Consider the following 21,620-nt stretch of genomic DNA (forward strand, 5'->3'; position numbering starts at 1 on the left):
CAGACCTTGTTGATCGTCATGCCGGGCACCATGTCGGGCAGGCCGGCCTTGATGAGCGACTGGCGCGCCGGGTTCTGACCCGAACCGGCCGCGAGCACCTGACCCAGAATCACTTCGCTCACCTGATCCGGCTTCACGCCCGCGCGCTCCAGCACGGCCTTGATTACCGTCGCGCCCAGTTCCGGCGCCGCGATCTTCGCGAGCGAGCCGCCGAACTTGCCTACCGCCGTGCGCGCGGCCGATACGATCACTACGTCAGTCATGTCAGTTTCCTTTTGGCATCGAATGTTAATGCGGTTCAGAACGGCTCCATGCGCTCGCGCGCGATCGGCCGCCGGTCACGAATCGCGTTCCAGTACGTAACGGCCGGGAGCGGCCTCGATTACCGGGTGAGTCTTCGATCCCTGCGCCGCGCCTGCCTTGACCCGCTCGCCCGCGTTTTGCGCAAGCCACTTCGACCAGGCCGGCCACCAGCTTCCGGGATGCTCCGCCGCCGCCTCGAACCACGCGTCGGGGTTCTCCGGCAGACGCTCGTCGTCGCTGTCGATCATCCAGAAACTGCGCTTGTTCTTCGACGGCGGATTGATCACGCCCGCGATATGCCCCGACGCGCCGAGCACGAACTTCTGCGGACCGCCGAGCACCGGCGCGGATGCATACGCCGATTTCCACGGCACGATATGGTCTTCCCGCGAGCCGTAGATGAAGGTCGGCAGCGTGAGGCGCGACAGATCGACCGACTCGCCGCATACCTTCAGCGCGTGCGGCGTCTTCAGCTTGTTCTCGAGATACGTGTTGCGCAGATACCAGACGCACATCGGGCCGGGCAGATTCGTCGAATCGCTGTTCCAGAAGAGCAGATCGAACGCTTGCGGCGTGCGGCCCTTCAGGTAGTTGTCGACGACGTAATTCCAGACGAGGTCGTTCGGACGCAGATACGAAAACGTATTGGCGAACTCGATGCCGCGCATGAGACCGGCCGGCGCGCCGCCCTTGCCGCCGATCGACTGCTCGCGCATCTGCACGTGCGCCTCGTCGACGAAGACGTCGAGCACGCCCGTATCGGAGAAATCGAGCATCGACGTGAGCAGCGTCATCGATGCCGCCGGCTCCTCGCCGCGCGCGCCCGCCACCGCAAGCGCGGTCGCGAGAATCGTGCCGCCGATGCAGAAGCCAAGCGTATTGATCTTGTCCTCGCCGCTGATCTCCTGGACGACGCGAATCGTTTCGAGCGCGCCCTCTTCGACGTAGTCGTCCCACGTCTTGTGCGCAATCGACTGATCCGCATTGCGCCACGACAGGATGAACACCTGATGCCCTTCCTCGAGCGCATAGCGCACGAGCGAGCTTTCCGGCGACAAGTCGAGGATGTAGAACTTGTTGATGCACGGCGGCACGATCAGAAGCGGGCGCGCGTACACGTTCGGCGCGAGCGGCTTGTACTGGATCAGTTGCACGAGTTCGTTCTCGTACACGACCGAACCTTCCGTCGATGCGATGTTCTTGCCGACCAGAAAGCGCGACTCGTCCGACTGCGAAATCTTGCCGCGCTGCATGTCGTTCAGCAGATTCAGCATGCCCTGGCGCAGGCTTTCGCCCTTGCTTTCGATGAGCGTCTTCTGCGCGTCGGGATTGAGCGCGAGGAAATTGCTCGGCGCGGCGGCGGCGGCCCATTGCTGCACGGTGAAGCGGATGCGCTCGCGCGTCTTCGGATCGCTCTGCACCGCATCCGCGAGTTCCTGCAGATAGCGCGCGTTCAGCAGATACCACGCGGCGGTGAACGCGTAGGCGGGCGTGGTCTGCCAAGAGGTATCGGTGAAGCGGCGATCCTTCAGCGCGGTCGGATCGATACTTTGCGCGCCTGCCTGCTTGAGCAAGTCGGCGGCATCGCGCGAATAGTTGCTCTGCAATTCGTGAAGGCGCTCGGGCGGGATCGCGGCGGTCGGGATCTTCGGCAGCGTGGGCAATCCCTGCATTGCGGCGCCGAAGCCCGGCATGCTGCTCGCGAGCTTCGCGAATTCCGCCATGCCGTTCATTTTCGTGAAGTCGGGCATCTGCGGCATGGCGCCCGGCGTCGGGAACGCAGCCGGAAATGCCGTCGATGGAAACCCGCCTGGAAAACGCTTGGCGAATTCAGCGAATGCCGCGAACGGCGATGCCGATGCCGACGCGTCGCCCGCGAGATTCGTCTGTGGAGAAAATTTCGACCATTGCGCAGGATCGGCGACGGAACGCCACGCGTTCAGCCATTGATCGAACGCCTGCTGTACGCCAGTCGTATCGGCGGATGCTTGAGCCGAGGTGCTGTCGGCGGTACGGGAGCGGGAAGATGAGGAAGTAGATTTGGAAGCCATACCCGCTATTGACCTGTGAGTCTCGGAAGACCTGGATTGCTAACGCAGGCATCGCCGGGCTTTCCTCGACCAGCGCGCAAGTGTTGGTGCGCCATATGCGCGCGGCAAAGAATGCCTTGCTACGCCGTGCCCCGATTGAGTGAATTCCTGAAACATTCTTGCTCCAGGATGTGAGGCATGTCAATGCTTCGTCCCGATTTTGCCGCAGTGCGATATTTTTTTAATTATCGTTTTCCCCCATGCGAAATATTGCATTTCGCATGAGGTTTCGTCATCGGCAGGAAACGGTTGCCGGCTATGTTCCGAGGCGATTGCCGACCGTCAAACACTTAGTCGGCTAGCCAGATCATCGCGGCCATGCGGCCGGTGACGCGGTCGCGCCGGTATGAATAGAAGCGCTCTTTTTCCGTGACCGAGCAATGCGTGCCGCCGTGCAGGCGCGCGGCATCGATGCCGAGGTCCGCCAGGCGCAGGCGCGCGAGCGCATAAATATCCGCGAAGTATTTGGCCGGCGCACCGCCGACGGGCCTGAACGCGGCCTTCGTCGCATCGCGCCGATCCGCCTGCGCAGCCGCGACGAAGGCGTCGAGCACGTCCTCGCCGACTTCGAACGCTTGCGGCCCGATGGCCGGCCCGAGAAACGCATTGAGTTTCGATGCCGGTACGCCCGCGAGCGTCGCCACGCGCTCGCCCGTCTTCTCGACGATGCCGCCGGCAAGACCGCGCCAGCCCGCGTGGGCGGCGCCGACCGCGCGGCCTTCGTCGTCGCAAAAAAGGACCGGGAGGCAATCGGCCGTCATCACGACGCACACGACGCCCGCGCGATCCGTCACGCTGGCGTCGGCGCGCGTGCGCTCGCCGAGCGCGAGACGCTCGATGACCGCGTGCGCATCCTCGACTTGCGTGCCGTGAATCTGTTCGAGCCAGGCGGCATTGGGCCGACCGGTCGCGGCGAGCGCGCGGCGGCGGTTTTCCTTCACCGCATCGGGTGCGTCGCCCGATGAGAAGCCGAGATTGAGGCCGCCCGCGCCGGGCGCGCCGCCATCGAAAGGCGCCGCGCTCACGCCGCCCGCGCGCGTCGTGACGAATGCGCGCACGCGCGGCGACACCTTCCACTGCGGCAGCACGCAGTCTTTCGATTGCAGTCCGGCGGCTTCGTGCGTCATGCTTCGTCGTCCTCGTATTCTTCGTCGTCCCAGTCGTCTTCTTCGCCTTCGCCCATTTCGTAGGCCTCTGCGAAGTCCTCGTCGAATTCGACTTCCTCGTCCTGCCCGAAGCCGAGCTCCGCTGCGAGCGCCGCGATGTCCGCGGGCACGTCCGCGCGCCAGTGCACTTCCTTGCCGGTCGCGGGATGAATCAGGCCGAGCCGCCACGCGTGCAACGCCTGACGCGCGAAATCGTGAGGCAACGGCCTCACGGAGCGCTTGCCGCGCGCGTGTCCGTACACCGGATCGCCGAGTAGCGGATGCTGAACGTGCGCGCAATGCACCCGGATCTGATGCGTGCGGCCCGTTTCCAGATCGCAGTGGATCGCGCTGACGGGCTGACCGTGCCACGTCGTCCGGTCGGTGGTGCGGAAATGCGTGCGAGCGGGCTTGCCCGACGCGGTCTTCACGACCGCCATGCGGGTGCGCTCGCGCGGATCGCGGCCGATCGGCGCGTCGATGGTGCCTTCGTCGGGCATGTTGCCCCACACGAACGCAACGTAGCGGCGCTTCACCGTGCGCGCCTGCAACTGACGCACGAGGTCGGTCTGCGCCTGGAGCGTGCGCGCGACGACCATCAGGCCGGACGTTTCCTTGTCGAGCCGATGCACGATGCCCGCGCGCGGCAGACCGGCGGCGGCGTCGCCATAACGATGCAGGAGCCCGTTGAGCAACGTGCCGCTCCAGTTGCCCGCGGCCGGATGCACGACCATGCCCGCGGGCTTGTTGACGACGACGAGCGTTTCATCTTCGTACACGATATGCAGCGGCACCGGCTCCGGCGCGAAGGCAAGCTGCTCCGGCAGGAGGTCCGGCACGAGCGTGATCGTCGCGCCGAGCGGCACGGGCTGACGCACTTTTGCGCCCGCGCCATCGACCTGCACGCGCCCTTCCTCGATCCAGCCCTGCATCCGGCTGCGCGAGAATTCGGGGAAGATTTTGGCGAGCACCTTGTCGAGCCGTTCGCCCGCGAGATCGTCGGGCACGCGCGCCTCGCGCGGCGCTTCAGGGCCCGCGCCGCCGGTCGGATCGGGCGAAGCCGCGTCGTCGCCGGTGGCGCATGGGCTATAATCTTTGAGTTGGTCTTTGGTACGACGAGTACTTGAGCGGGTCATTTGAACGAGATTTCGGCGGCATGAATCGGAAGCCGCGCCGGAAATACAGCTAGAACAGCGAAGATTCAGTAAGAATCAGCCAGGAACAGCAAGCACTGATGCGAGACTTCAACACCATTCATCTCTCGATGCGTCAATCGATCAAGTATCTGGCGCTGGCCGCGAGCGTCGCCATCGTAACGGCCTGTCACGGCCTGCCCGAGAAGACCGACGAAACGGCAACGTGGAACAACAACAAATTATATACGGAGGCTCAGGACGCGCTATCCGGCAGCGACTGGGGCAAGTGCGCGAAGTATTTCGAAGCGCTCGAAGGCCGCGACCCGTTCGGCCACTTCGCGCAGCAGGCGCAGATCAACGTCGCGTACTGCGACTGGAAAGACAGCGAAACCGCCAACGCCGACCAGGCTATCGACCGTTTCATCAAGCTGCACCCGGACCATCCCGAGATCGCGTATGCGTACTATCTCAAGGGCATGATCCATTTCAACGACGACCTCGGCCTTTTCGGCCGCTTCTCCGGTCAGGACATGAGCGAGCGCGATCCGAAGTCGCTGCGCGAGTCCTATGACGCATTCAAGGTCGTCGTCGACAAATATCCGCAAAGCAAGTACGCGCCCGACGCAGCGCAACGCATGCGCTATATCGTGAACGCGCTCGCGTCGCACGAAGTGCACGCCGCCGATTACTACTATCGCCGTGGCGCGTATGTGGCCGCGATCAACCGCGCGCAACTCGCCATTCGCGAGTACCGGAATGCGCCGGCAACGGAAGACGCGCTGCACATCATGATGCTGTCGTACGAGAAGCTCGATCAGCCGCAACTCGCCGACGACACCAAGCGCGTGCTCGCCGCCACGTTCCCGGACAGCCCGTACGTGACAGGCAAACGCCGCGCGGGCACCGACAAGCCCTGGTACCAGATCTGGTAACACGGGCAACAAGACAAACGGCCGGTTGATAACCGGCCGTTTTTTTTCGTCGATAGAAACTCGGGATTCCGGCAGTTACTCCGCCAGTTCCGTTTTCCACTTCGCCGCATCGGTGAAGAATTCGCGCACCACGTCCAGTTCGCGCGTGCGCTTGAACGGCGGCAGGCTTTGCCAGATGCGCCGGCCGTAGGGTTTATCGACGAGGCGCGTGTCGCAGATCATCAGCACGCCGCGATCCGTCTCCGCGCGAATCAGCCGCCCCGCGCCCTGCTTCAGCGTGATGACCGCCTGCGGCAACTGATGCACGGCGAACGGGCTCAAGCCTTTCTTCGTCAGCGCGTCGAGACGCGCGGCGAGCACGGGATCGTCGGGCGGGGCGAACGGCAGCTTGTCGATGACGACGAGCGACAGCGCATCGCCACGCACATCGACGCCTTCCCAGAAGCTCTGACTGCCCACCAGGATCGCGTTGCCGTAAGCGCGGAAACGGTCGAGAAGTTCGGTGCGGCTCGCGTCGCCCTGCACGAGCAGCGGATTGTCCCAGCCACGCCGCTCGATGATGTCGCGCAGACGCGTCGCGATGCGATCCACCGCGCGCAGCGTCGTGCACAGCACGAACGCGCCGCCGCCCGCCGCCTCGATCACCGGCAGCGCCGCCTCGAACACGGCATCGGTGAACTGCGGCGACGAAGGCTGCGGCAGATTGCGCGGCACGTACAGGAGACCTTGCGTCGGGTAATCGAACGGGCTCGGCAAGGTCATCGAACGACGCGCGTTCAGGCCCATTTGCGCCGCGTAGTGGGTGAAGTCGCCGCGCACCGAAAGCGTCGCGGACGTGAAAATCCACGCGCGCGGCACGCCCGCGCGCTGCTTCGCGAAGATCGGCGCGACCGACAGCGGCGTTTCGTGCAACTGCACCGTGTGCGAGAACACTTCGATCCACCGCACCATCTCGTTCGGCTCGTCCTTCGCCGCCTGCTTCGCGGTGTCCTCGTTCTCGACGACCGCGCGTTCGAGCGACGTCGGCGGCGTCGTCCAGCCCGCGAGCAGGTCCTGCAACTCGCGCGCGCGGCGCACCAGCGCCTGCAGCGATTCCGCCCGCTCCGCATGCGAGGACAGCGTCGCGGCGAGCGCCGAAAGATGCGTCTCCAGCGTGTCGAGCGCCTCGAAAATCGGATGACCGTCCGGCAACTGTCCGAGCGACAGACGCACCGAATCTTCCTTGAACGCGAGCCGAAGATCGCGCGCCGCGCGCTCCAGCGCCGCGCCGAGCTTGGTCCAGTCGGCGGCGTCGCGCGCGTGCGAAAGACCTTCGGCGACGGTGTCGCGCGCGAGTTCGAGCAACTGCGTCGTCGAGAGCGTCTCGCCGAAAAAGAGCGTCGCCGTCTCGGGCAACTGATGCGCTTCGTCGAAGATGATGGTGTTCGCCGTCGGCAGCAGTTCGGCCATGCCGGTGTCGCGCAGCATCACGTCGGCGAAAAACAGGTGGTGATTCACGACCACGATGTCCGCCTGCTGCGCTTCCTTGCGCGCCTGCATCACGAAGCATTCCTTGTAATGCGGGCATTCCTGGCCGAGGCAGTTGTCGCGCGTGGACGTGACCATCGGCCAGACGGGCGAATTCTCCGGCACGCTCGCGAGCTCGGCCTTGTCGCCCGTGCGCGTGATCTTCGCGAAACGGACGATCTCCTGCAGATGCGACGTATCCTGGCGCGACGGCAGGCGGCCGTTGTCGGCGGTGCGCTCCAGGTAGTAATGGCACAGATAGTTCGCGCGGCCCTTCAGCATCGCGACGGTCACCGGCACGGCGAGCGCGTCGCGCACGGTCGGAATGTCGCGCTGAAAGAGCTGATCCTGCAGATGCTTCGTTCCCGTCGACACGATGACCTTGCCGCCCCACAGCATCGCCGGCACGAGATACGCGTAGGTCTTGCCGGTGCCCGTGCCGGCCTCGACGATGAGCGTGTTCTCGCCGCCATCGATGGCCGCCTTCGCCGTCGCGATGCCGATCTCGTCGGCCGGTTGCTCGTCCGGCGCGTAAGGTTTGTCGGAAGGCCCGAGCTTGCGCGCGGGACGGCGCTGCGCCTCGAACATCGCGGGCTCGGGCATGGCGCGGCCGGATGCTTCCATCGCGGCCGCGACCGAGCGCGCCATTTCGATCTGCGACGCGCGCGGCCGATAACCGTCGATCGCGCGTGCGAGCAGGCCTTGCGCGGCGAAGATGGCGTCGAGCTCGACGCCGCGCTTGTCGGTCAGCGCGAGCGGCGCGCTCGCGCCCTCGCTGGATTGTGCGGGTGAGTTCAAGGCGTGCTAAATCCTGCGGGTTTCGGCGCGGCCGCGCACGCGAGGCGCCGACGCCAGCACGAGCCCGCGGCCGGCGCGCTGCGTTCAGTGCGCGTCCGAGTCCAGCTGCAATTGCAGCAGGAGAATGGTGTCCTTCACCTTGAGCTTGCGCTTTTTCAGGCGCCTCAGCTCGAGGTCGTCGGTGCCGGACATTTTTTCGATCAACGTGTCCAGACTGTGATGCTCTTCCTGCAATTGCGCGATGCGATCGCGCAGCACAGCGGCATCCATGGCGGGTTGTCGGGGTGCGCGCGGGGAATCACTCAAGCGCTGCTGCATGCTCGCCTCCTTTCATCCTCTTTGCCCGGACCCGTGTAGCGAGCCCGGCTGCCCTACTTACCTTGCTGCTGTTGTTGCTGTTGCATTTTCAGTTGTTCCTGGCGCGCCTGCTCCTGCTGTTGCGCCTTTTCCTGCGCCTTTCTGGCGGCTTCCTTCTGACGCGCCTCGACTTCCGCGCGATGCTGCGCGGCTTCCTGCTGCTTCTGCTCGTAGCGCTGCGCCTTTTGCTCGCGTTCCTGCGCGTCCTGCACGCCGCGAGCGCGCGCGTCTTCGAGTTGCTTCTGGTAGTCCGCCTGCTTGCGATCGTACGCCGCCTGGTTCGCCGCGCGCTGCGGCGCCTCGGCGGTGCGCTGGGCGGCGGCCAGCGCGTTCTGACGCTGCTTGTCCTCGTAGGCCTGCTGGCTCGCCTTCTCGTTCGCGGCGCGCTGCGGCGCTTCCGCTTCGTATTGTGCCCGCTTGATCGCCGTCTGCTGGTCGCGCTGCTTTGCCCGCTCGGCGCGCTGTTCGTCGTCGAGTGCGAGTTGCTGTTCGCGAATCTGCTGACGCGTTTCGCGCATTTCGTTGCGCGCGTTGTCCAGACAGTGATTCACGAAGAACGTGCTGTAGCAGTCGTGCTGCTTCACGCCGTAACGGTAGTTGTTTTCTTCGCTACGCTTGTCGAGCACCTTCTGGCGCTCGACGAAACCGGCTTTCAGCGCGTCGTCGGGATTTTGCGCAGTCAGCGCGTCCGACGCAGCCGCATCCAGCGGACGTACGCTCACGGAAGTGCCGGGATCGATCGGCCTGGCGGTTTGAGCGAGCGCGTGCTGCGACGCGCATGCGCCTGCCGCGCACAGCAGCGAAACAGCCGCGGCGAACGGCACGTTTGAAAGGCGGAAGTTGGGCAAATGGATGAACGGCAACGTGATAAAGAATCAGGTGCGAAACGGCCTGTGCGATGCCCAAATTCTATCACCGCGCGCCGGAGCGCTTCGCCATTTATGGCAAAATGCCCCGCTCAGCAACCCGGTCCGAACCTGGCTCGTTCTACGGTCACCCGCCCGCGGCGCCTCGCTCTCGCGAGCCTGCCCACGCGGCGCGGATCTCGCTGGCGAGCCGCAGACAGCGCAGAAACATGACGCAAACCGTAGCACTCAAGATCGTACAGCGCATTGCCTCCGAACTCACCGTGCAGCCGCGTCAGGTCGCCGCCGCCGTGGAGCTTCTCGACGAAGGCTCGACTGTCCCGTTCATCGCCCGGTATCGCAAGGAAGTCACCGGCAATCTCGACGACACGCAACTGCGCACGCTCGAAGAGCGCCTGCTGTATCTGCGCGAACTCGAAGACCGTCGCGCGACCATCCTGCAAAGTATCGACGAACAAGGCAAGCTCACCGCCGAACTGCGCGGGGCCATCGAAGGCGCGGACAGCAAGCAGGTGCTCGAAGATCTCTATCTGCCCTACAAGCCCAAGCGCCGCACGCGCGCGCAGATCGCCCGCGAAGCCGGTCTCGAACCGCTCGCGCAGGCGCTGCTCGCCGATCCCACGCTCGATCCTCAAGCCGAAGCCGCAAAGTTCGTCGATGCCGATAAAGGCGTCGCCGACACCAAAGCCGCGCTCGACGGCGCGCGCGACATTCTCTCCGAACAATTCGGCGAAACCGCCGAGATTCTCGGCAAGCTGCGCGAGCATCTGTTCAGCCAGGGGCTCGTCACGTCGAGCGTGGTGGACGGCAAAGAGGGCGAGGAAGGCGAAAAATTCCGCGACTACTACGACTACAGCGAGACGATCCGCACCGTGCCGTCGCACCGCGCGCTCGCGCTGTTCCGCGGCCGCAACGCGGGCGTGCTGAGCGTCAAGCTCGGTCTCGGCGAAGAACTCGACGCGCAGATTCCGCACCCGTGCGAAGCGATGATCGCGCAGCACTTCGGTATCGCCAATCGTGGCCGCGCCGCCGACAAATGGCTCGCCGACGTGTGCCGCTGGTGCTGGCGCGTGAAGGTGCAGCCGCATATCGAAACCGAACTGCTCACGCAACTGCGCGAAGAAGCCGAACATGAAGCCATTCGCGTGTTCGCGCGCAATCTGAAGGACTTGCTGCTCGCGGCGCCGGCCGGCCCGAAGGCCGTGATCGGTCTCGATCCGGGCTTGCGGACCGGCGTGAAGGTCGCGGTCGTGGATCGCACCGGCAAGGTCTTGGCGACGGACACCATCTATCCGCACGAACCGCGCCGCGACTGGGACGGCTCCATCGCGAAGCTCGCCCGCATCGCGCACGCCACGCAGGCGGAACTCGTGTCGATCGGCAACGGCACCGCATCGCGCGAAACCGACAAGCTCGCGAGCGAGCTGATCGCGAAGCATCCCGATCTGAAGCTGCAGAAGATCGTCGTGTCCGAGGCGGGCGCGTCGGTGTATTCGGCATCGGAACTGGCCGCGAAGGAGTTTCCGGAACTCGACGTGTCGCTGCGCGGCGCGGTGTCGATCGCGCGGCGGCTGCAGGACCCGCTTGCCGAGCTCGTGAAGATCGAGCCGAAGGCGATCGGCGTCGGCCAGTATCAGCACGACGTCAATCAGCGCGAACTCGCGCGCTCGCTCGATGCGGTCGTCGAGGATTGCGTGAACGCCGTCGGTGTCGACGCGAACACGGCGTCGGTCGCGCTGCTCGCGCGCGTGTCGGGGCTGAATTCGACGCTCGCGCGCAATATCGTCGATTATCGCGATGCCAACGGGCCGTTTCCGTCGCGCGCGCATCTGAAGAAGGTGCCGCGTCTCGGCGACAAAACTTTCGAGCAGGCGGCGGGCTTTCTGCGCATCAACAACGGCGAGAATCCGCTCGATCGCTCGTCGGTGCACCCGGAGGCGTATCCGGTCGTCGAACGCATTCTCGCGAAGATCAAGAAGCATATCGGCGATGTGCTCGGCAAGCGCGAAGCGTTGACGGGTCTCTCGCCCACCGAATTCGTCGACGATCGTTTCGGCCTACCGACCGTGCGCGACATTCTCGCCGAGCTTGAAAAGCCGGGCCGCGATCCGCGCCCCGAGTTCAAGACGGCGACATTCCGGGAAGGCATCGAGAAAATCTCGGACCTCGTGCCGGGCATGATCCTCGAAGGCGTCGTGACGAACGTCGCGGCCTTCGGCGCGTTCGTCGATATCGGCGTGCATCAGGATGGCCTCGTGCACGTTTCGGCCTTGTCGACGAAGTTCATCAAGGACCCGCACGAAGTCGTGAAGGCCGGTCAGGTCGTCAAGGTGAAGGTGATCGAGACCGATGTGAAGCGCCAGCGCATTTCGCTCACCATGCGTCTCGACGACGACTCCGCCGCAGCGCCTTCGGCGGGCGGCGCGCAATCGCGCGGTTCGCAGGATCGTCGTTCGGGCCAGCGTCCGCAACAGCGTCGCGAACCGGAAGCGGCCGGCGCAATGGCCGCGGCGTTCGCAAAACTGAAGCGCTGACGCTTCGAGTCGCCAAAGAAAAAACCCCACGTCTTGCGACGTGGGGTTTTTTTACGCTGCCGAAAAACGCAGCGTCAAATCTCGATCTTCGTTCCCAGCTCGACCACGCGATTCGCGGGAATGCTGAAGAAATCGGTCGGCTTCGCCGCGTTCTGATGCATCCACGCGAACACGCGCTCGCGCCACACCGACATGCCGGGCAATTCCGTGGGCACGACCGTCTCGCGCGCCATGAAGAACGACGTGTCCATGAGCTCGAAGGTCATCGCGTGCGTGCGCGTGATCTGCTCGAGCACGGCCTTCACGTCCGGCGTCTCGTTGAAGCCGTAAGCCGCCTTCACGAGGAAAAGGCCGCCGCCGATATCCTTCACTTCGAGACGATGCGCATCGTCGACATACGGAATGTCGCGCGTCGCGAAGTTCATGAAGATGGTGCGCTCGTGCAGCACCTTGTTGTGCTTCAGGTTGTGCAGCAGGCTCACGGGCACGAGCGAATCGCTGCCGGTGAGATAGATCGCCGTACCCGACACGCGATGCGGCGGATGCGCGAGCAAGCCCTGCAGGAACGGCATCAGCGGGATACCGTCCGCGGCCGTGCGATCCTTCACGATCATGCGGCCCTTGTACCAGGTCATCAACAGGAAGAAGAGCGCCCCGCCGATGCACAGCGGCAGCCAGCCGCCCTGCTCGATCTTCAGCAGGCTCGCGCCGAAGAAGCCGATGTCGATTGCAAGGAACACGGTGATCATCCCGCCGACGAGCCAGCGGTTCCAGCCCCACAGATTCACCATGACGACCGACACGAGAATGGTCGTGGTGAGCATCGTCGCGGTGACGGCGAGACCGTACGCGGCCGCCAGATTCTCGGAGCTCTTGAAGCCGATCACGATGCACAGGATGATGAGGAGCAGCATCCAGTTGACGAGCGGAATGTAGATCTGGCCGATCGCAAGCTCCGACGTATGAAGGATCTTCATGCGCGGCACGTAGCCGAGCTGGATCGCCTGGCTCGTCAGCGAATACGCGCCGGAGATGACCGCCTGCGATGCGATCACGGTCGCGACCGTCGACAGAATCACGAGCGGCAGCAACGCCCAGTCGGGCGCGAGCAGAAAGAACGGGCTTTCGATGGCCTTCGGATCGTGCATCAGGAGCGCGCCCTGGCCGAAATAGTTGAGCAGCAGCGACGGCATGACGAGACCGTACCAGCCGTAGCGGATCGGCTTCGCGCCGAAGTGACCCATGTCCGCATAGAGCGCTTCCGCGCCGGTCAGCACGAGCACGACGGAGCCGAGCACGATATACGCCTGCAGCACGTGCTGCGCCATGAAGGAGATGGCGTAATACGGATTGAGCGCGGCGATGATGCGCGGCTCCATCACGATATGCGCGGCGCCGAGCACCGCGAGCGTCGCGAACCACACGACCATGATCGGACCGAAGAGCCTGCCGACCACCGCCGTGCCGTGGCGCTGAATCCAGAACAGCGCGATCAGGATGACGATCGTGATCGGCAGCACGTATGGCGAGAGCTTGGGCGCCGCGATCTCGAGGCCTTCGACCGCGGAGATCACCGACATCGCCGGCGTGATGACCGCATCGCCGTAGAACATGCACGCGCCGAAGATGCCGAGCATCATCAGCACGCCCGAGACCTTGCCCGACTCCTTCACGCTGCGCAGCGCGAGCGTCGTCATGGCGAACACGCCGCCTTCGCCGTTGTTGTCGGCGCGCATGACGAACAGAACGTATTTGACGGCGACCACCATGACGATCGCCCAGAAGAGCAAGGAGATCACGCCGAGAATCGACGCCTCCGACAAGCCGATGCCATGCGACGGGCTAAAGGCTTCCTTCAATGAATAGAGAGGACTCGTGCCGATGTCGCCGAAAACGACGCCGATGGCTGCGAGCGCAAGCGAGTGCATGGGTTGTTTATGCTCGTGCGCGTGAGTCGTGTTAGTCATAAAAGCGAAATATCCGTCCAGAGCGGAAAAAAACGAACGCCATTCTATCTAACGTTGCACGCGAAGACGCCTTCTTGCGTGTTGCTCCAGCGCCACGAGAGACGCGAGTGAGAGTGTAGCATCGTGCTTCGCGTGCGTCGGCGGGCGCGCTCGGCATGATGGTTTGCAGTTCGTCGCACAATCGCGCAGAAACAAAAACGCCGTTGCGCCCGGCGTCGTGCCCGGCGAACGGCGTCTGTCATGCGAAACAATCAGACGTCGACGTTCATCCGCGTTCGTTCTGCATGCCGCGCTTGATCCACGCACCCAGGTTGTGCGGACGCACCGTGTCCCACTCCTCGAAAGGCTGATGAATCCACGGATTCGTTTCAAGATGCTGAACGTGATAGTCGGGCGTGACCTTGGAGCACGCCTTGTACCAGAGCACCGCCGAACGCACCGACGTGATGCCCGGATAACGCTCCTTCAGATGCTCCTGCACGCGCGCGAGCGTGACGCCCGAATCGACGAGATCGTCGACCAGCAGCACGTTGCCGGACAGATCGCCGCGCGTCATCGTGATGTATTGCGCGATGTCGAGATCGCCCTGCTCCGTGCCCGCGGCTTCGCGGTACGAGCTCGTCGCGAGAATGGCGAGCGGCAGGTCGTAGATGCGTGAAAGTTGATCGCCCACGCGCAGGCCGCCGCGCGCGAGGCACAGGATCTTGTCGAACTTCCAGCCCGACTCGTGCACCTTCAGTGCGAGCAGTTCGATCAGCCGGTGATATTCATCCCAGCCGACCCAGAGGTTCTTGTCGTCGTTGCGCGGGTCCGTCATCGCGATCATGGTGAGGCTCTTTCAAATGCTTAGGTTATATACGACATGTGGCCGCTTCAGGCGGCCACATTCTTTACAGCGTCCGGTTCAGGCGAGGCTTTGCGGCGCTCAGACCTTGAACGGATGGCGAAGCAGGATGGTTTCGTCGCGGTCCGGGCCGGTCGACACCATGTCGATCGGCACGCCCGCCACTTCCTGCACGCGCGTCAGGTACTTGCGTGCATTTTCCGGCAGCCCGTCCCATTGCGTGATGCCGATGGTGCTTTCCTTCCAGCCGCCGAAGGTTTCATACACCGGCTCGCAGCGCGCCACTTCCGATGCGCCGCGCGGCAGGATGTCGACCGGCTTGCCGTCGAGCGTGTAGCCCGTGCACAGTTTCACTTCGTCGAGACCGTCGAGCACGTCGAGCTTGGTCATGCACAGGCCCGAGATGCCGTTGATCTGGATCGAACGGCGCAGCGCGGCGGCGTCGAGCCAGCCGGTGCGGCGCGGACGGCCCGTGACCGAGCCGAATTCCTTGCCGACGGTCGCGAGGTTCAGGCCGATCTGATCCTGACGCTGGGCGTTGTCCGCGTCGTACAGTTCGCTCGGGAACGGGCCCGAACCGACGCGCGTGCAATACGCCTTCGTGATGCCGAGAATGTAGTTCAGGCGCTGCGGCCCGATGCCCGCGCCCGCTGTCGCCGCGCCCGCGACGCAGTTGCTCGACGTCACATACGGATACGTGCCGTGGTCGATGTCGAGAAGCGTGCCTTGCGCGCCTTCGAACAGCAGATTGCGGCCGGCGTGGTTTTCGTCGTAGAGACGGCGGGAGACGTCCGTGACCATCGGCGCGAGACGGTCGGCGTAGCCGAGCATCGTGTCGAGCGTTTCCTGAAAGTCGACGGCCTTCGCGCCGAGATACTGAGTCAGCACAAAGTTATGGAAGTCGAGCGCTTCGCGCAGACGTTCCTCGAACACCGCGCGATCGAAGAGATCCTGCACGCGCAGGCCGCGACGCGCCACCTTGTCTTCGTACGCCGGTCCGATACCGCGGCCGGTCGTACCGATCTTGCTGGCGCCGCGCTTGGCTTCGCGCGCCTGGTCGATGGCGACGTGATACGGGAGGACGAGCGTGGCGGCTTCGGAGATGAACAGGCGCTTCTGGACGTCAACGCCAGCTGCTTCGAGTTCGTCGATTTCCTTGAAGAGCGCTTCCGGCGACAACACGACGCCATTGCCGATGTAACAGGCCGTGCCGGCGCGCATGATGCCCGAGGGAATGAGGCGCAGAATGGTCTTCTTGCCGCCGATGATGAGCGTATGGCCCGCATTGTGACCGCCCTGGAAGCGCACGACGCCCTGGGCGTGGTCCGTCAGCCAGTCGACGATCTTGCCTTTGCCCTCATCACCCCACTGGGTGCCCACCACGACGACGTTGCGTCCTGGATTAACATTCACTGCACTGGCAGACATGTTGATTCGTTAGCTGGTTAAAAACGCATTTTACCTATGTTCGCGAAAGGTTCCGAGTTTTTCGGGACGCGTTTCGCGATTTCGTCACGCTCGCGCGATTGGAATCGGCTAAGCAAATTCCTTTGCCGATCAAGCGACTGTATTCATCGCCCGCTTCAGGTGCGCGTTTCGACCGTCCATTTGCCGTCACGCTCGACGAGCACGCGGTCGAACGCGAATTCGTCCAGATCGTGATCGTGGCCGGGCAGCGCCTGGATCACGACTTCGCCCGCCGCGCGCAGCGCGAGAACCGCCGCGCGCAGCGGCTCGTCATGCTTCCAGGGCGCGAGGATCGCGCTGCCGCGAGCGTCCACCGGCGAGATGCGCGCCACTTCGCGCAGATCGAGCGAGAATCCCGTCGCGGGCCGCGCACGGCCGTACGCGAGGCCGACGTCGTCATATCGGCCGCCGCGCGCGACCGCGTTCGGCACGCCATCGACATAGGCGGAGAACATCACGCCGCTGTGATAAGCGTAGCCGCGCAAATCCGCGAGGTCGATCATCACTTCCGCGCCTTCGACCTGACCCGCGAGAAACGCGAGATCGTCGAGCGCGCGCGCGATCACCGGCAGATTCGGCAGAAGTCCACGCGCGGTTTGCAGCACCGAGGCATCGCCATACAGCGACGGCAACGACCGCAGCGCCTCGCGCGGCACCTGTCCGAGATGCGCCGTCAGTTCATGCAGGCGCGGCACGTCCTTGCTCGCGAGCGCCTCGTACAGCGCTTCGCCGAGCGCTGCCGCCGCCGGTTCGAGTTCCAGCAGCGCGGCGAGCACGCCCGCGTGGCACAGATCGAGACGCACTTTCTTCAGACCAGCGAGATGCAGCGAATCGAGCATCAGTTGCTGGATTTCGAGATCGGCTTCGAGCCCCGCGTGCCCGTAGATTTCCGCGCCGATCTGAATCTGCTCGCGCGTCGCGTGCAGCCCGCGCGGGCGCGTGTGCAGCACGACGCCCGCGTAGCACAGACGCGTCACGCCCTGCCGGTTCAGCAGATGCGCATCGATGCGCGACACCTGCGGCGTGATGTCCGCGCGCAGGCCGAGCGTGCGTCCGGACAACTGATCGACGAGCTTGAAGGTGCGCAGATTCAGGTCGGTTCCGCCGCTCGTCAGGAGCGATTCGAGATATTCGAGCATCGGCGGCATCACCAGTTCGTAGCCGTACGAACGGAAACGGTCGAGCAGGCGGCGGCGCAGCTCTTCGATCTTGCGGGCTTCCGACGGCAAGACGTCGGCGATATTCTCGGGAAGTAACCAGGTGGACATCGATACGTTTCCTACGGGACGCAAGCTTCGGCGCGGGTCGCGCGGCTTGCGGACTTGAACGGTCAGGGACGAAAGGATAAGGACAAGATAGGCGAAATGGCGGCGGCTTGCCGGGCGAGGCTCACGTCGCGATCAGGAGCAGAATCAGGCCGAGCACCATCGCGACCAGCCCGCCGATGCGGATATGGTGCACCGGCCGCTCCGCGATGCGGCGAAAGGTATCGCGCCAGGCAGTCGGGAAAACGAAGGGAAACATGCCTTCGATAATCAGCATCAACGCAAGAGCGAGCAGGAACGTCTCGGCCATGTCCAAGGGTTTGTTTTGATTGCCGCGCGGCCGGCACATTGCCGGCGCGCGGCGCGGACGGGATCAGCGCTTCGCCGTCGCCGGGGGCGACGTGTCCGTCGCGCCGCCGGTCGGGCTCTTCATGAAGCGGAAGAAATCGCTGCTCGGATCGACCACGATCACGTCGCCCGGCTTGAACGTCTTCTTATACGCTTCGAGGCTCTGATAGAACTGGTAGAACTGCGGATCGCGTCCGTACGCATCGGCCGCTATGGCCGCCGCCTTGCTGTCTCCTTCGCCCTTGATCGACTGCGCCTGGCTGTAGGCGTCCGCGACGATGGCCTGCTGCGTGCGTTCCGCGTCGGCCTTGATCTTGTCCGCTTCCGCCGTGCCTTTCGCGCGCTCGTTCGCCGCGGCCTGCTGACGCGCCGCGATCATGCGCTTGTAGACCGAATCGGCCACCGCCGACGGAAAGTCGATGCGCGTCATCTGCAGATCGACGAGCTGCACGCCGAAGCCGCCGGCCGCGCCTTCGACACTCTTTCGCGCGTCGGTTTCGATCGCCTGCTGATTGCCGAGCGCGTCGGTGAGCGGACGCTTCGCGAAAGCGCTCGCGAGCGCCGTGCGCGCGAGCGCGGTGATGCGCTCTTCGGCCGTCTGCGTGTTCTTCTCGTTGCTTTCGAAGAGCTTCAGGGGATCGGAGACGCGATACTTGATCACCGTGTTGACCAGCACTTCGTTCTTGTCGGCGGTCGAGAAACGGTCGGCGCCGGATTCGTCGATGGTGAGCGTGCGCGTGTCGACGAGCGTGAGCGTCTGGAACGGCGGCGGCAGCTTGAAGTGCAGGCCGGGGCCTTCGAGACGCGGATTGCCTTCGCCATGTGCGGCGACGACGGCGGCATGTCTTTCGTCGACGGTGAAGATCATCGACGAACCGATGAACAGCACGATGACGACGGCGACGACGAGCGCAAAAATTCGATTCATGTTCGCGCTCCTTATTGCAGGTCTTCCGACCGGCTGCGGGAACGGAACGCGTCGCGCGAGCGCAGCGGATCGCCGCCGGCATTCGCGCTCGCGCCGCTGGCGGCGCTCGCCGCGCTGGCGGGTGCGGCGGCGGCCGGCGCGGATGCGCTCGTTGCGCCTTGCGCGCGCGCCTGAGGTGCTTCGGCCGCGGCAGGCGCGCCCGACGCAGCCGCGCCGTTCGTGCCCTCGGCCGCGTCCTTCGCCTGCTGCCGATTGGCTTCGACGAGCTTGTCGAGCGGCAGATACACGACATTATTGCCGGCCTTGCTGTCGACGAAAACCTTCGTGGTGCGCGAGTAGATCTGCTGCATCGTGTCCAGGTACATGCGTTGACGAATGACCGCGGGCGCCTTCGAGTATTCCGCGTAGACCTCCTTGAAGCGCTCCGCGTCGCCCTGCGCCTGCGTGACCTCGCGATTGCTGTAGGCGCGCGCCTCGTCGATCAGCTTGGCCGCGTCGGCCTTCGCGCGCGGCAGCAACTGATCCGCATAGGCTTGCGCGGTATCGCGGGCGCGCTCGTTGTCCTGACGCACGCGCGCCGCTTCCTCGAACGCCGACTGCACCTGCTGCGGCACCTGCACGCTTTGCACCGCGACGCCCGTCACCTGCAGACCGGTGCGATAAGTATCGAGCGAACGCTGGATCGTCTCGATCAGGCGGGCGCGCAGCGTTTCGCGATCCTTGTAGAGCATGTCGTCGGTCGTGAGGCCGCCCGCGATCTCGCGGATCGCCGATTGCGCGGCCTGCGTGACGCTGTCGTCCGCATTGACGCTGCGGAAGAGGAAGTCGGTGGGCGATTTGATCTGATACTGCACGGCGAAGCGCACATCGACGATATCCGCGTCGTTCGTCAGCAGCGACGCGTCGCGCACGTTGCCTTGCGAAAGCGCGGTGCCGCGCCCGACTTCGACGGAACGAATCTGCGAGGTATCGACGATTTCGCTCGACTGGAACGGATACGGCAGACGCCAGTGAATGCCTTGCGAGACCGTCTGACGATACTGGCCGAATTGCGAGACAACGCCGACATGCCCGTCCTGCACGACAAACACGCCGCTGCCGAGATAGATGGCGATCAGCACGCCGATCACGATGCCGACGCCGATCTTGGTGCCGCGGCCGTTCTCGCGCGGCGCGCCGTTGCCGGGCTTCTTGCCGAACACGCCGGCGATGCGGCGATTGAACTCGCGCCACATTTCGTCGAGATCCGGCGGACCTTCGTCCTTGCCGTTCGGGCGCTTGCCGTCTTGCGGGCGCTTCGAGTCGTTCTTCACGCCATTGCCGTCGCCCCGCCCCCAGCGCGGATCGTTGATCGAAAAGACGGCATGCACAGCGTGCCGGATACTCCGCTCTTTATAGTCGTTCACTCGGTGATTCACCATTAGACAGCCGGGGTCGACGCCGGGTCGATGCAATTCCGAAGCAACTCAATGACCGTGCTCGGGGACCTTGTGATCGTCACGTTCGACGGGTTGCCGGTGGTCGTCCGGCTGCGCGTTCGTGTCGTGTATGGCGTTTGACCCGGACTGCGTGGATTGCGTTGCGTCGGACGCCTCGTGCGACTCCGGAAATTCGGCGAGCACGCTGGGTAGGCCCGCATCGGTTTCACCGGTTTCCGCCGTGGCGATTTCGGCGATGGCAGCGCGCAGCGCATCGAGCCCCTGACCCGTGCGTGCACTCAAGAAAACGCGCGAAATATTACCATACTCGTCCCTTTCAACCGCTTCGTCGCGGGCCGCGAGCTCGGGCACCGCGTCGATCTTGTTGAAGACGAGAATCTGGCGAATGTTGTCCGCGCCGATGCCGCGCAACACCTCGTTCACCTGATCGATCTGATCGAGGCGCACCGCGCTCGATGCATCGACGACATGCAGCAGCACGTCGGCGTGAATGGTTTCTTCGAGCGTGGCGCGGAACGCGGCGACGAGCTGGTGCGGCAATTCGCGGATGAACCCGACCGTATCCGACACGACGACATGCCCCGCTTCCTCGCCCAAGAACACGCGGCGCGACGTGGTGTCGAGCGTGGCGAAGAGCTGATTGGCCGCGTACGCCTGCGCCTTCGTGAGCGCGTTGAACAGCGTGGACTTGCCCGCGTTCGTATAGCCGACGAGCGACACCGACATCGTGCGATTGCGTGCGCGCTGACGCCGCTGCGTGCCGTGCTGACGGCGCAGCTTTTCGAGCCGGGTCTTGAGCGCCTTGATGCGCTCGCCGATAAGCCGGCGGTCGGTTTCGAGCTGCGTTTCACCCGGCCCGCGCAGGCCGATACCGCCCTTCTGGCGTTCGAGGTGAGTCCACGCGCGAATCAGGCGCGTGGACAGATATTGCAGTTGCGCGAGCTCGACCTGCAGCTTGCCTTCGTGGCTGCGGGCGCGCTGGGCGAAGATATCGAGAATGAGGCTCGTGCGATCGACCACTCGGCGATTCAGCGCGACTTCGAGATTGCGTTGCTGCGCGGGCGCGAGCGCGTGATTGAAAATGACGAGTTCGACGTCGTTCGCTTCGCACTGCAGGCGCAGTTCCTCGACCTTGCCGCTGCCGATAAACATCTTGGCATCGGGGCTCGAGCGGCGGCCGGTGAGCGTGACGGCGGGATGAGCGCCCGCACTTTGTGCGAGCAAGCTGAGTTCTTCAAGACTGGCTTCGAAATCGATCTTGCCGAAGTCGATGCCGACGAGCGCTGCGTTGATCAAATTAATGTATTTACGTTTTTGAAGCGACCGGCGAGTTGCTTAATATTCATTTTGGAAATGGCAGATTCGCGCCGGCCGCGACGAGGTTTAGGACGGTTCGGCGTCCGGGTGGAAATTCACCGGGCGGGCCGGCACGACCGTCGAAATGGCGTGCTTATAGACCATCTGGGTGACCGTATTTCGGAGCAACACGACGTACTGGTCGAAAGATTCGATGTTTCCTTGAAGCTTGATGCCGTTGACCAAATAGATCGACACCGGCACGTGCTCTTTACGCAGTGCGTTCAAAAACGGGTCTTGTAACAATTGCCCTTTGTTGCTCATAGCAAACTCCGTGTTTTTTTGCAGGTTGGAAATATTGTGGACGAAGAAAAAGAGATCCGCCGACAATCGCTACAC

The 21,620-nt window shown here is 64.1% G+C and carries 18 protein-coding genes; 2 read left to right on the forward strand and 16 right to left on the reverse strand.

Features of this window, described 5'->3' with window-relative positions; translation table 11 throughout:
• The 4 genes from NOV72_RS20945 to NOV72_RS20960 all read right to left on the reverse strand — a co-directional run.
• Nucleotides 1-263, reverse strand: a 263-nt coding sequence (locus NOV72_RS20945) for a thiolase family protein (RefSeq protein ID WP_483862441.1), incomplete at its 3' end; no start/stop codon positions are given.
• 75 nt (nt 264-338) lie between these two features.
• Nucleotides 339-2,354 (reverse strand): class I poly(R)-hydroxyalkanoic acid synthase, encoded by a 2,016-nt coding sequence (phaC, locus tag NOV72_RS20950; RefSeq protein WP_106856506.1) that lies wholly within the window; start codon nt 2,352-2,354, stop codon nt 339-341.
• Nucleotides 2,355-2,683: 329 nt separating this feature from the next.
• The gene (pgeF, locus tag NOV72_RS20955) at nt 2,684-3,520 is read right to left on the reverse strand and encodes a peptidoglycan editing factor PgeF (RefSeq protein WP_106856507.1); all 837 of its coding nucleotides are present in this window, start codon (nt 3,518-3,520) and stop codon (nt 2,684-2,686) included.
• Complete coding sequence (locus tag NOV72_RS20960; protein WP_245933112.1) at nt 3,517-4,674, reverse strand: RluA family pseudouridine synthase; 1,158 nt, start codon at nt 4,672-4,674, stop codon at nt 3,517-3,519. The genes pgeF and NOV72_RS20960 overlap by 4 nt, the downstream gene beginning before the upstream one ends.
• A 98-nt stretch (nt 4,675-4,772) precedes the next feature.
• On the opposite strand from NOV72_RS20960, the gene NOV72_RS20965 reads away from it, so the two are divergent.
• Nucleotides 4,773-5,606 (forward strand): outer membrane protein assembly factor BamD, encoded by an 834-nt coding sequence (locus tag NOV72_RS20965; protein ID WP_106856508.1) that lies wholly within the window; start codon nt 4,773-4,775, stop codon nt 5,604-5,606.
• A 75-nt stretch (nt 5,607-5,681) separates the two neighbouring features.
• On the opposite strand, the gene yoaA is transcribed toward NOV72_RS20965, so the two are convergent.
• From yoaA to NOV72_RS20980, 3 genes are all read right to left on the reverse strand, one after another.
• A complete protein-coding gene (yoaA, locus tag NOV72_RS20970; RefSeq protein WP_106856509.1) occupies nt 5,682-7,910 on the reverse strand; it encodes a DNA repair helicase YoaA in 2,229 nt (742 codons plus the stop codon).
• Nucleotides 7,911-7,994: 84 nt separating this feature from the next.
• The gene (locus NOV72_RS20975) at nt 7,995-8,180 is read right to left on the reverse strand and encodes a DUF465 domain-containing protein (RefSeq protein WP_035500990.1); all 186 of its coding nucleotides are present in this window, start codon (nt 8,178-8,180) and stop codon (nt 7,995-7,997) included.
• Nucleotides 8,181-8,281: 101 nt separating this feature from the next.
• On the reverse strand, nt 8,282-9,091 hold the full coding sequence (locus NOV72_RS20980) for a flotillin family protein (RefSeq protein ID WP_106856614.1): 810 nt from the start codon (nt 9,089-9,091) through the stop codon (nt 8,282-8,284).
• A gap of 251 nt (nt 9,092-9,342) precedes the next feature.
• Here NOV72_RS20980 and NOV72_RS20985 point away from each other — a divergent pair, with 251 nt between their 5' ends.
• Nucleotides 9,343-11,667: a Tex family protein gene (locus tag NOV72_RS20985; protein WP_106856510.1), complete on the forward strand. Its 2,325-nt coding sequence runs from the start codon at nt 9,343-9,345 to the stop codon at nt 11,665-11,667.
• Between the two features lie 74 nt (nt 11,668-11,741).
• On the opposite strand, the gene NOV72_RS20990 is transcribed toward NOV72_RS20985, so the two are convergent.
• The 9 genes from NOV72_RS20990 to hfq all read right to left on the reverse strand — a co-directional run bounded on the left by NOV72_RS20990 (nt 11,742) and on the right by hfq (nt 21,545).
• On the reverse strand, nt 11,742-13,634 hold the full coding sequence (locus tag NOV72_RS20990; RefSeq protein ID WP_106856511.1) for a potassium transporter Kup: 1,893 nt from the start codon (nt 13,632-13,634) through the stop codon (nt 11,742-11,744).
• 265 nt (nt 13,635-13,899) lie between these two features.
• Complete coding sequence (locus tag NOV72_RS20995; protein WP_106856512.1) at nt 13,900-14,460, reverse strand: phosphoribosyltransferase; 561 nt, start codon at nt 14,458-14,460, stop codon at nt 13,900-13,902.
• Between the two features lie 99 nt (nt 14,461-14,559).
• Nucleotides 14,560-15,906: an adenylosuccinate synthase gene (locus NOV72_RS21000; RefSeq protein WP_106856513.1), complete on the reverse strand. Its 1,347-nt coding sequence runs from the start codon at nt 15,904-15,906 to the stop codon at nt 14,560-14,562.
• A gap of 155 nt (nt 15,907-16,061) precedes the next feature.
• A complete protein-coding gene (locus NOV72_RS21005; RefSeq protein ID WP_106856514.1) occupies nt 16,062-17,213 on the reverse strand; it encodes an ATP phosphoribosyltransferase regulatory subunit in 1,152 nt (383 codons plus the stop codon).
• A gap of 121 nt (nt 17,214-17,334) precedes the next feature.
• Complete coding sequence (locus NOV72_RS21010; protein WP_425428745.1) at nt 17,335-17,520, reverse strand: DUF2065 domain-containing protein; 186 nt, start codon at nt 17,518-17,520, stop codon at nt 17,335-17,337.
• A gap of 63 nt (nt 17,521-17,583) precedes the next feature.
• Nucleotides 17,584-18,486: a protease modulator HflC gene (hflC, locus tag NOV72_RS21015; protein ID WP_106856516.1), complete on the reverse strand. Its 903-nt coding sequence runs from the start codon at nt 18,484-18,486 to the stop codon at nt 17,584-17,586.
• Nucleotides 18,487-18,497: 11 nt separating this feature from the next.
• Nucleotides 18,498-19,892 (reverse strand): FtsH protease activity modulator HflK, encoded by a 1,395-nt coding sequence (gene hflK / locus NOV72_RS21020; protein WP_106856615.1) that lies wholly within the window; start codon nt 19,890-19,892, stop codon nt 18,498-18,500.
• A 60-nt stretch (nt 19,893-19,952) separates the two neighbouring features.
• The gene (gene hflX / locus NOV72_RS21025) at nt 19,953-21,221 is read right to left on the reverse strand and encodes a GTPase HflX (RefSeq protein ID WP_106856517.1); all 1,269 of its coding nucleotides are present in this window, start codon (nt 21,219-21,221) and stop codon (nt 19,953-19,955) included.
• 87 nt (nt 21,222-21,308) lie between these two features.
• On the reverse strand, nt 21,309-21,545 hold the full coding sequence (gene hfq / locus NOV72_RS21030; RefSeq protein WP_008349383.1) for an RNA chaperone Hfq: 237 nt from the start codon (nt 21,543-21,545) through the stop codon (nt 21,309-21,311).
• Between the last annotated feature and the right edge of the window lie 75 nt (nt 21,546-21,620).

This window comes from Caballeronia novacaledonica, assembly GCF_900258035.1.
In the GTDB taxonomy this organism is placed as follows: Bacteria; Pseudomonadota; Gammaproteobacteria; order Burkholderiales; family Burkholderiaceae; genus Caballeronia; species Caballeronia novacaledonica.

Coding starts and splice junctions, on each gene's coding strand:
- phaC (WP_106856506.1), bottom strand. CDS start 2,354: ATGGCTTCCAAATCTACTTCCTCATCTTCCCGCTCCCGTACCGCCGAC.
- pgeF (WP_106856507.1), bottom strand. CDS start 3,520: ATGACGCACGAAGCCGCCGGACTGCAATCGAAAGACTGCGTGCTGCCG.
- NOV72_RS20960 (WP_245933112.1), bottom strand. CDS start 4,674: ATGACCCGCTCAAGTACTCGTCGTACCAAAGACCAACTCAAAGATTAT.
- NOV72_RS20965 (WP_106856508.1), top strand. CDS start 4,773: ATGCGAGACTTCAACACCATTCATCTCTCGATGCGTCAATCGATCAAG.
- NOV72_RS20975 (WP_035500990.1), bottom strand. CDS start 8,180: ATGGATGCCGCTGTGCTGCGCGATCGCATCGCGCAATTGCAGGAAGAG.
- NOV72_RS20985 (WP_106856510.1), top strand. CDS start 9,343: ATGACGCAAACCGTAGCACTCAAGATCGTACAGCGCATTGCCTCCGAA.
- NOV72_RS20990 (WP_106856511.1), bottom strand. CDS start 13,634: ATGACTAACACGACTCACGCGCACGAGCATAAACAACCCATGCACTCG.
- NOV72_RS20995 (WP_106856512.1), bottom strand. CDS start 14,460: ATGATCGCGATGACGGACCCGCGCAACGACGACAAGAACCTCTGGGTC.
- NOV72_RS21000 (WP_106856513.1), bottom strand. CDS start 15,906: ATGTCTGCCAGTGCAGTGAATGTTAATCCAGGACGCAACGTCGTCGTG.
- NOV72_RS21005 (WP_106856514.1), bottom strand. CDS start 17,213: ATGTCCACCTGGTTACTTCCCGAGAATATCGCCGACGTCTTGCCGTCG.
- NOV72_RS21010 (WP_425428745.1), bottom strand. CDS start 17,520: ATGGCCGAGACGTTCCTGCTCGCTCTTGCGTTGATGCTGATTATCGAA.
- hflC (WP_106856516.1), bottom strand. CDS start 18,486: ATGAATCGAATTTTTGCGCTCGTCGTCGCCGTCGTCATCGTGCTGTTC.
- hfq (WP_008349383.1), bottom strand. CDS start 21,545: ATGAGCAACAAAGGGCAATTGTTACAAGACCCGTTTTTGAACGCACTG.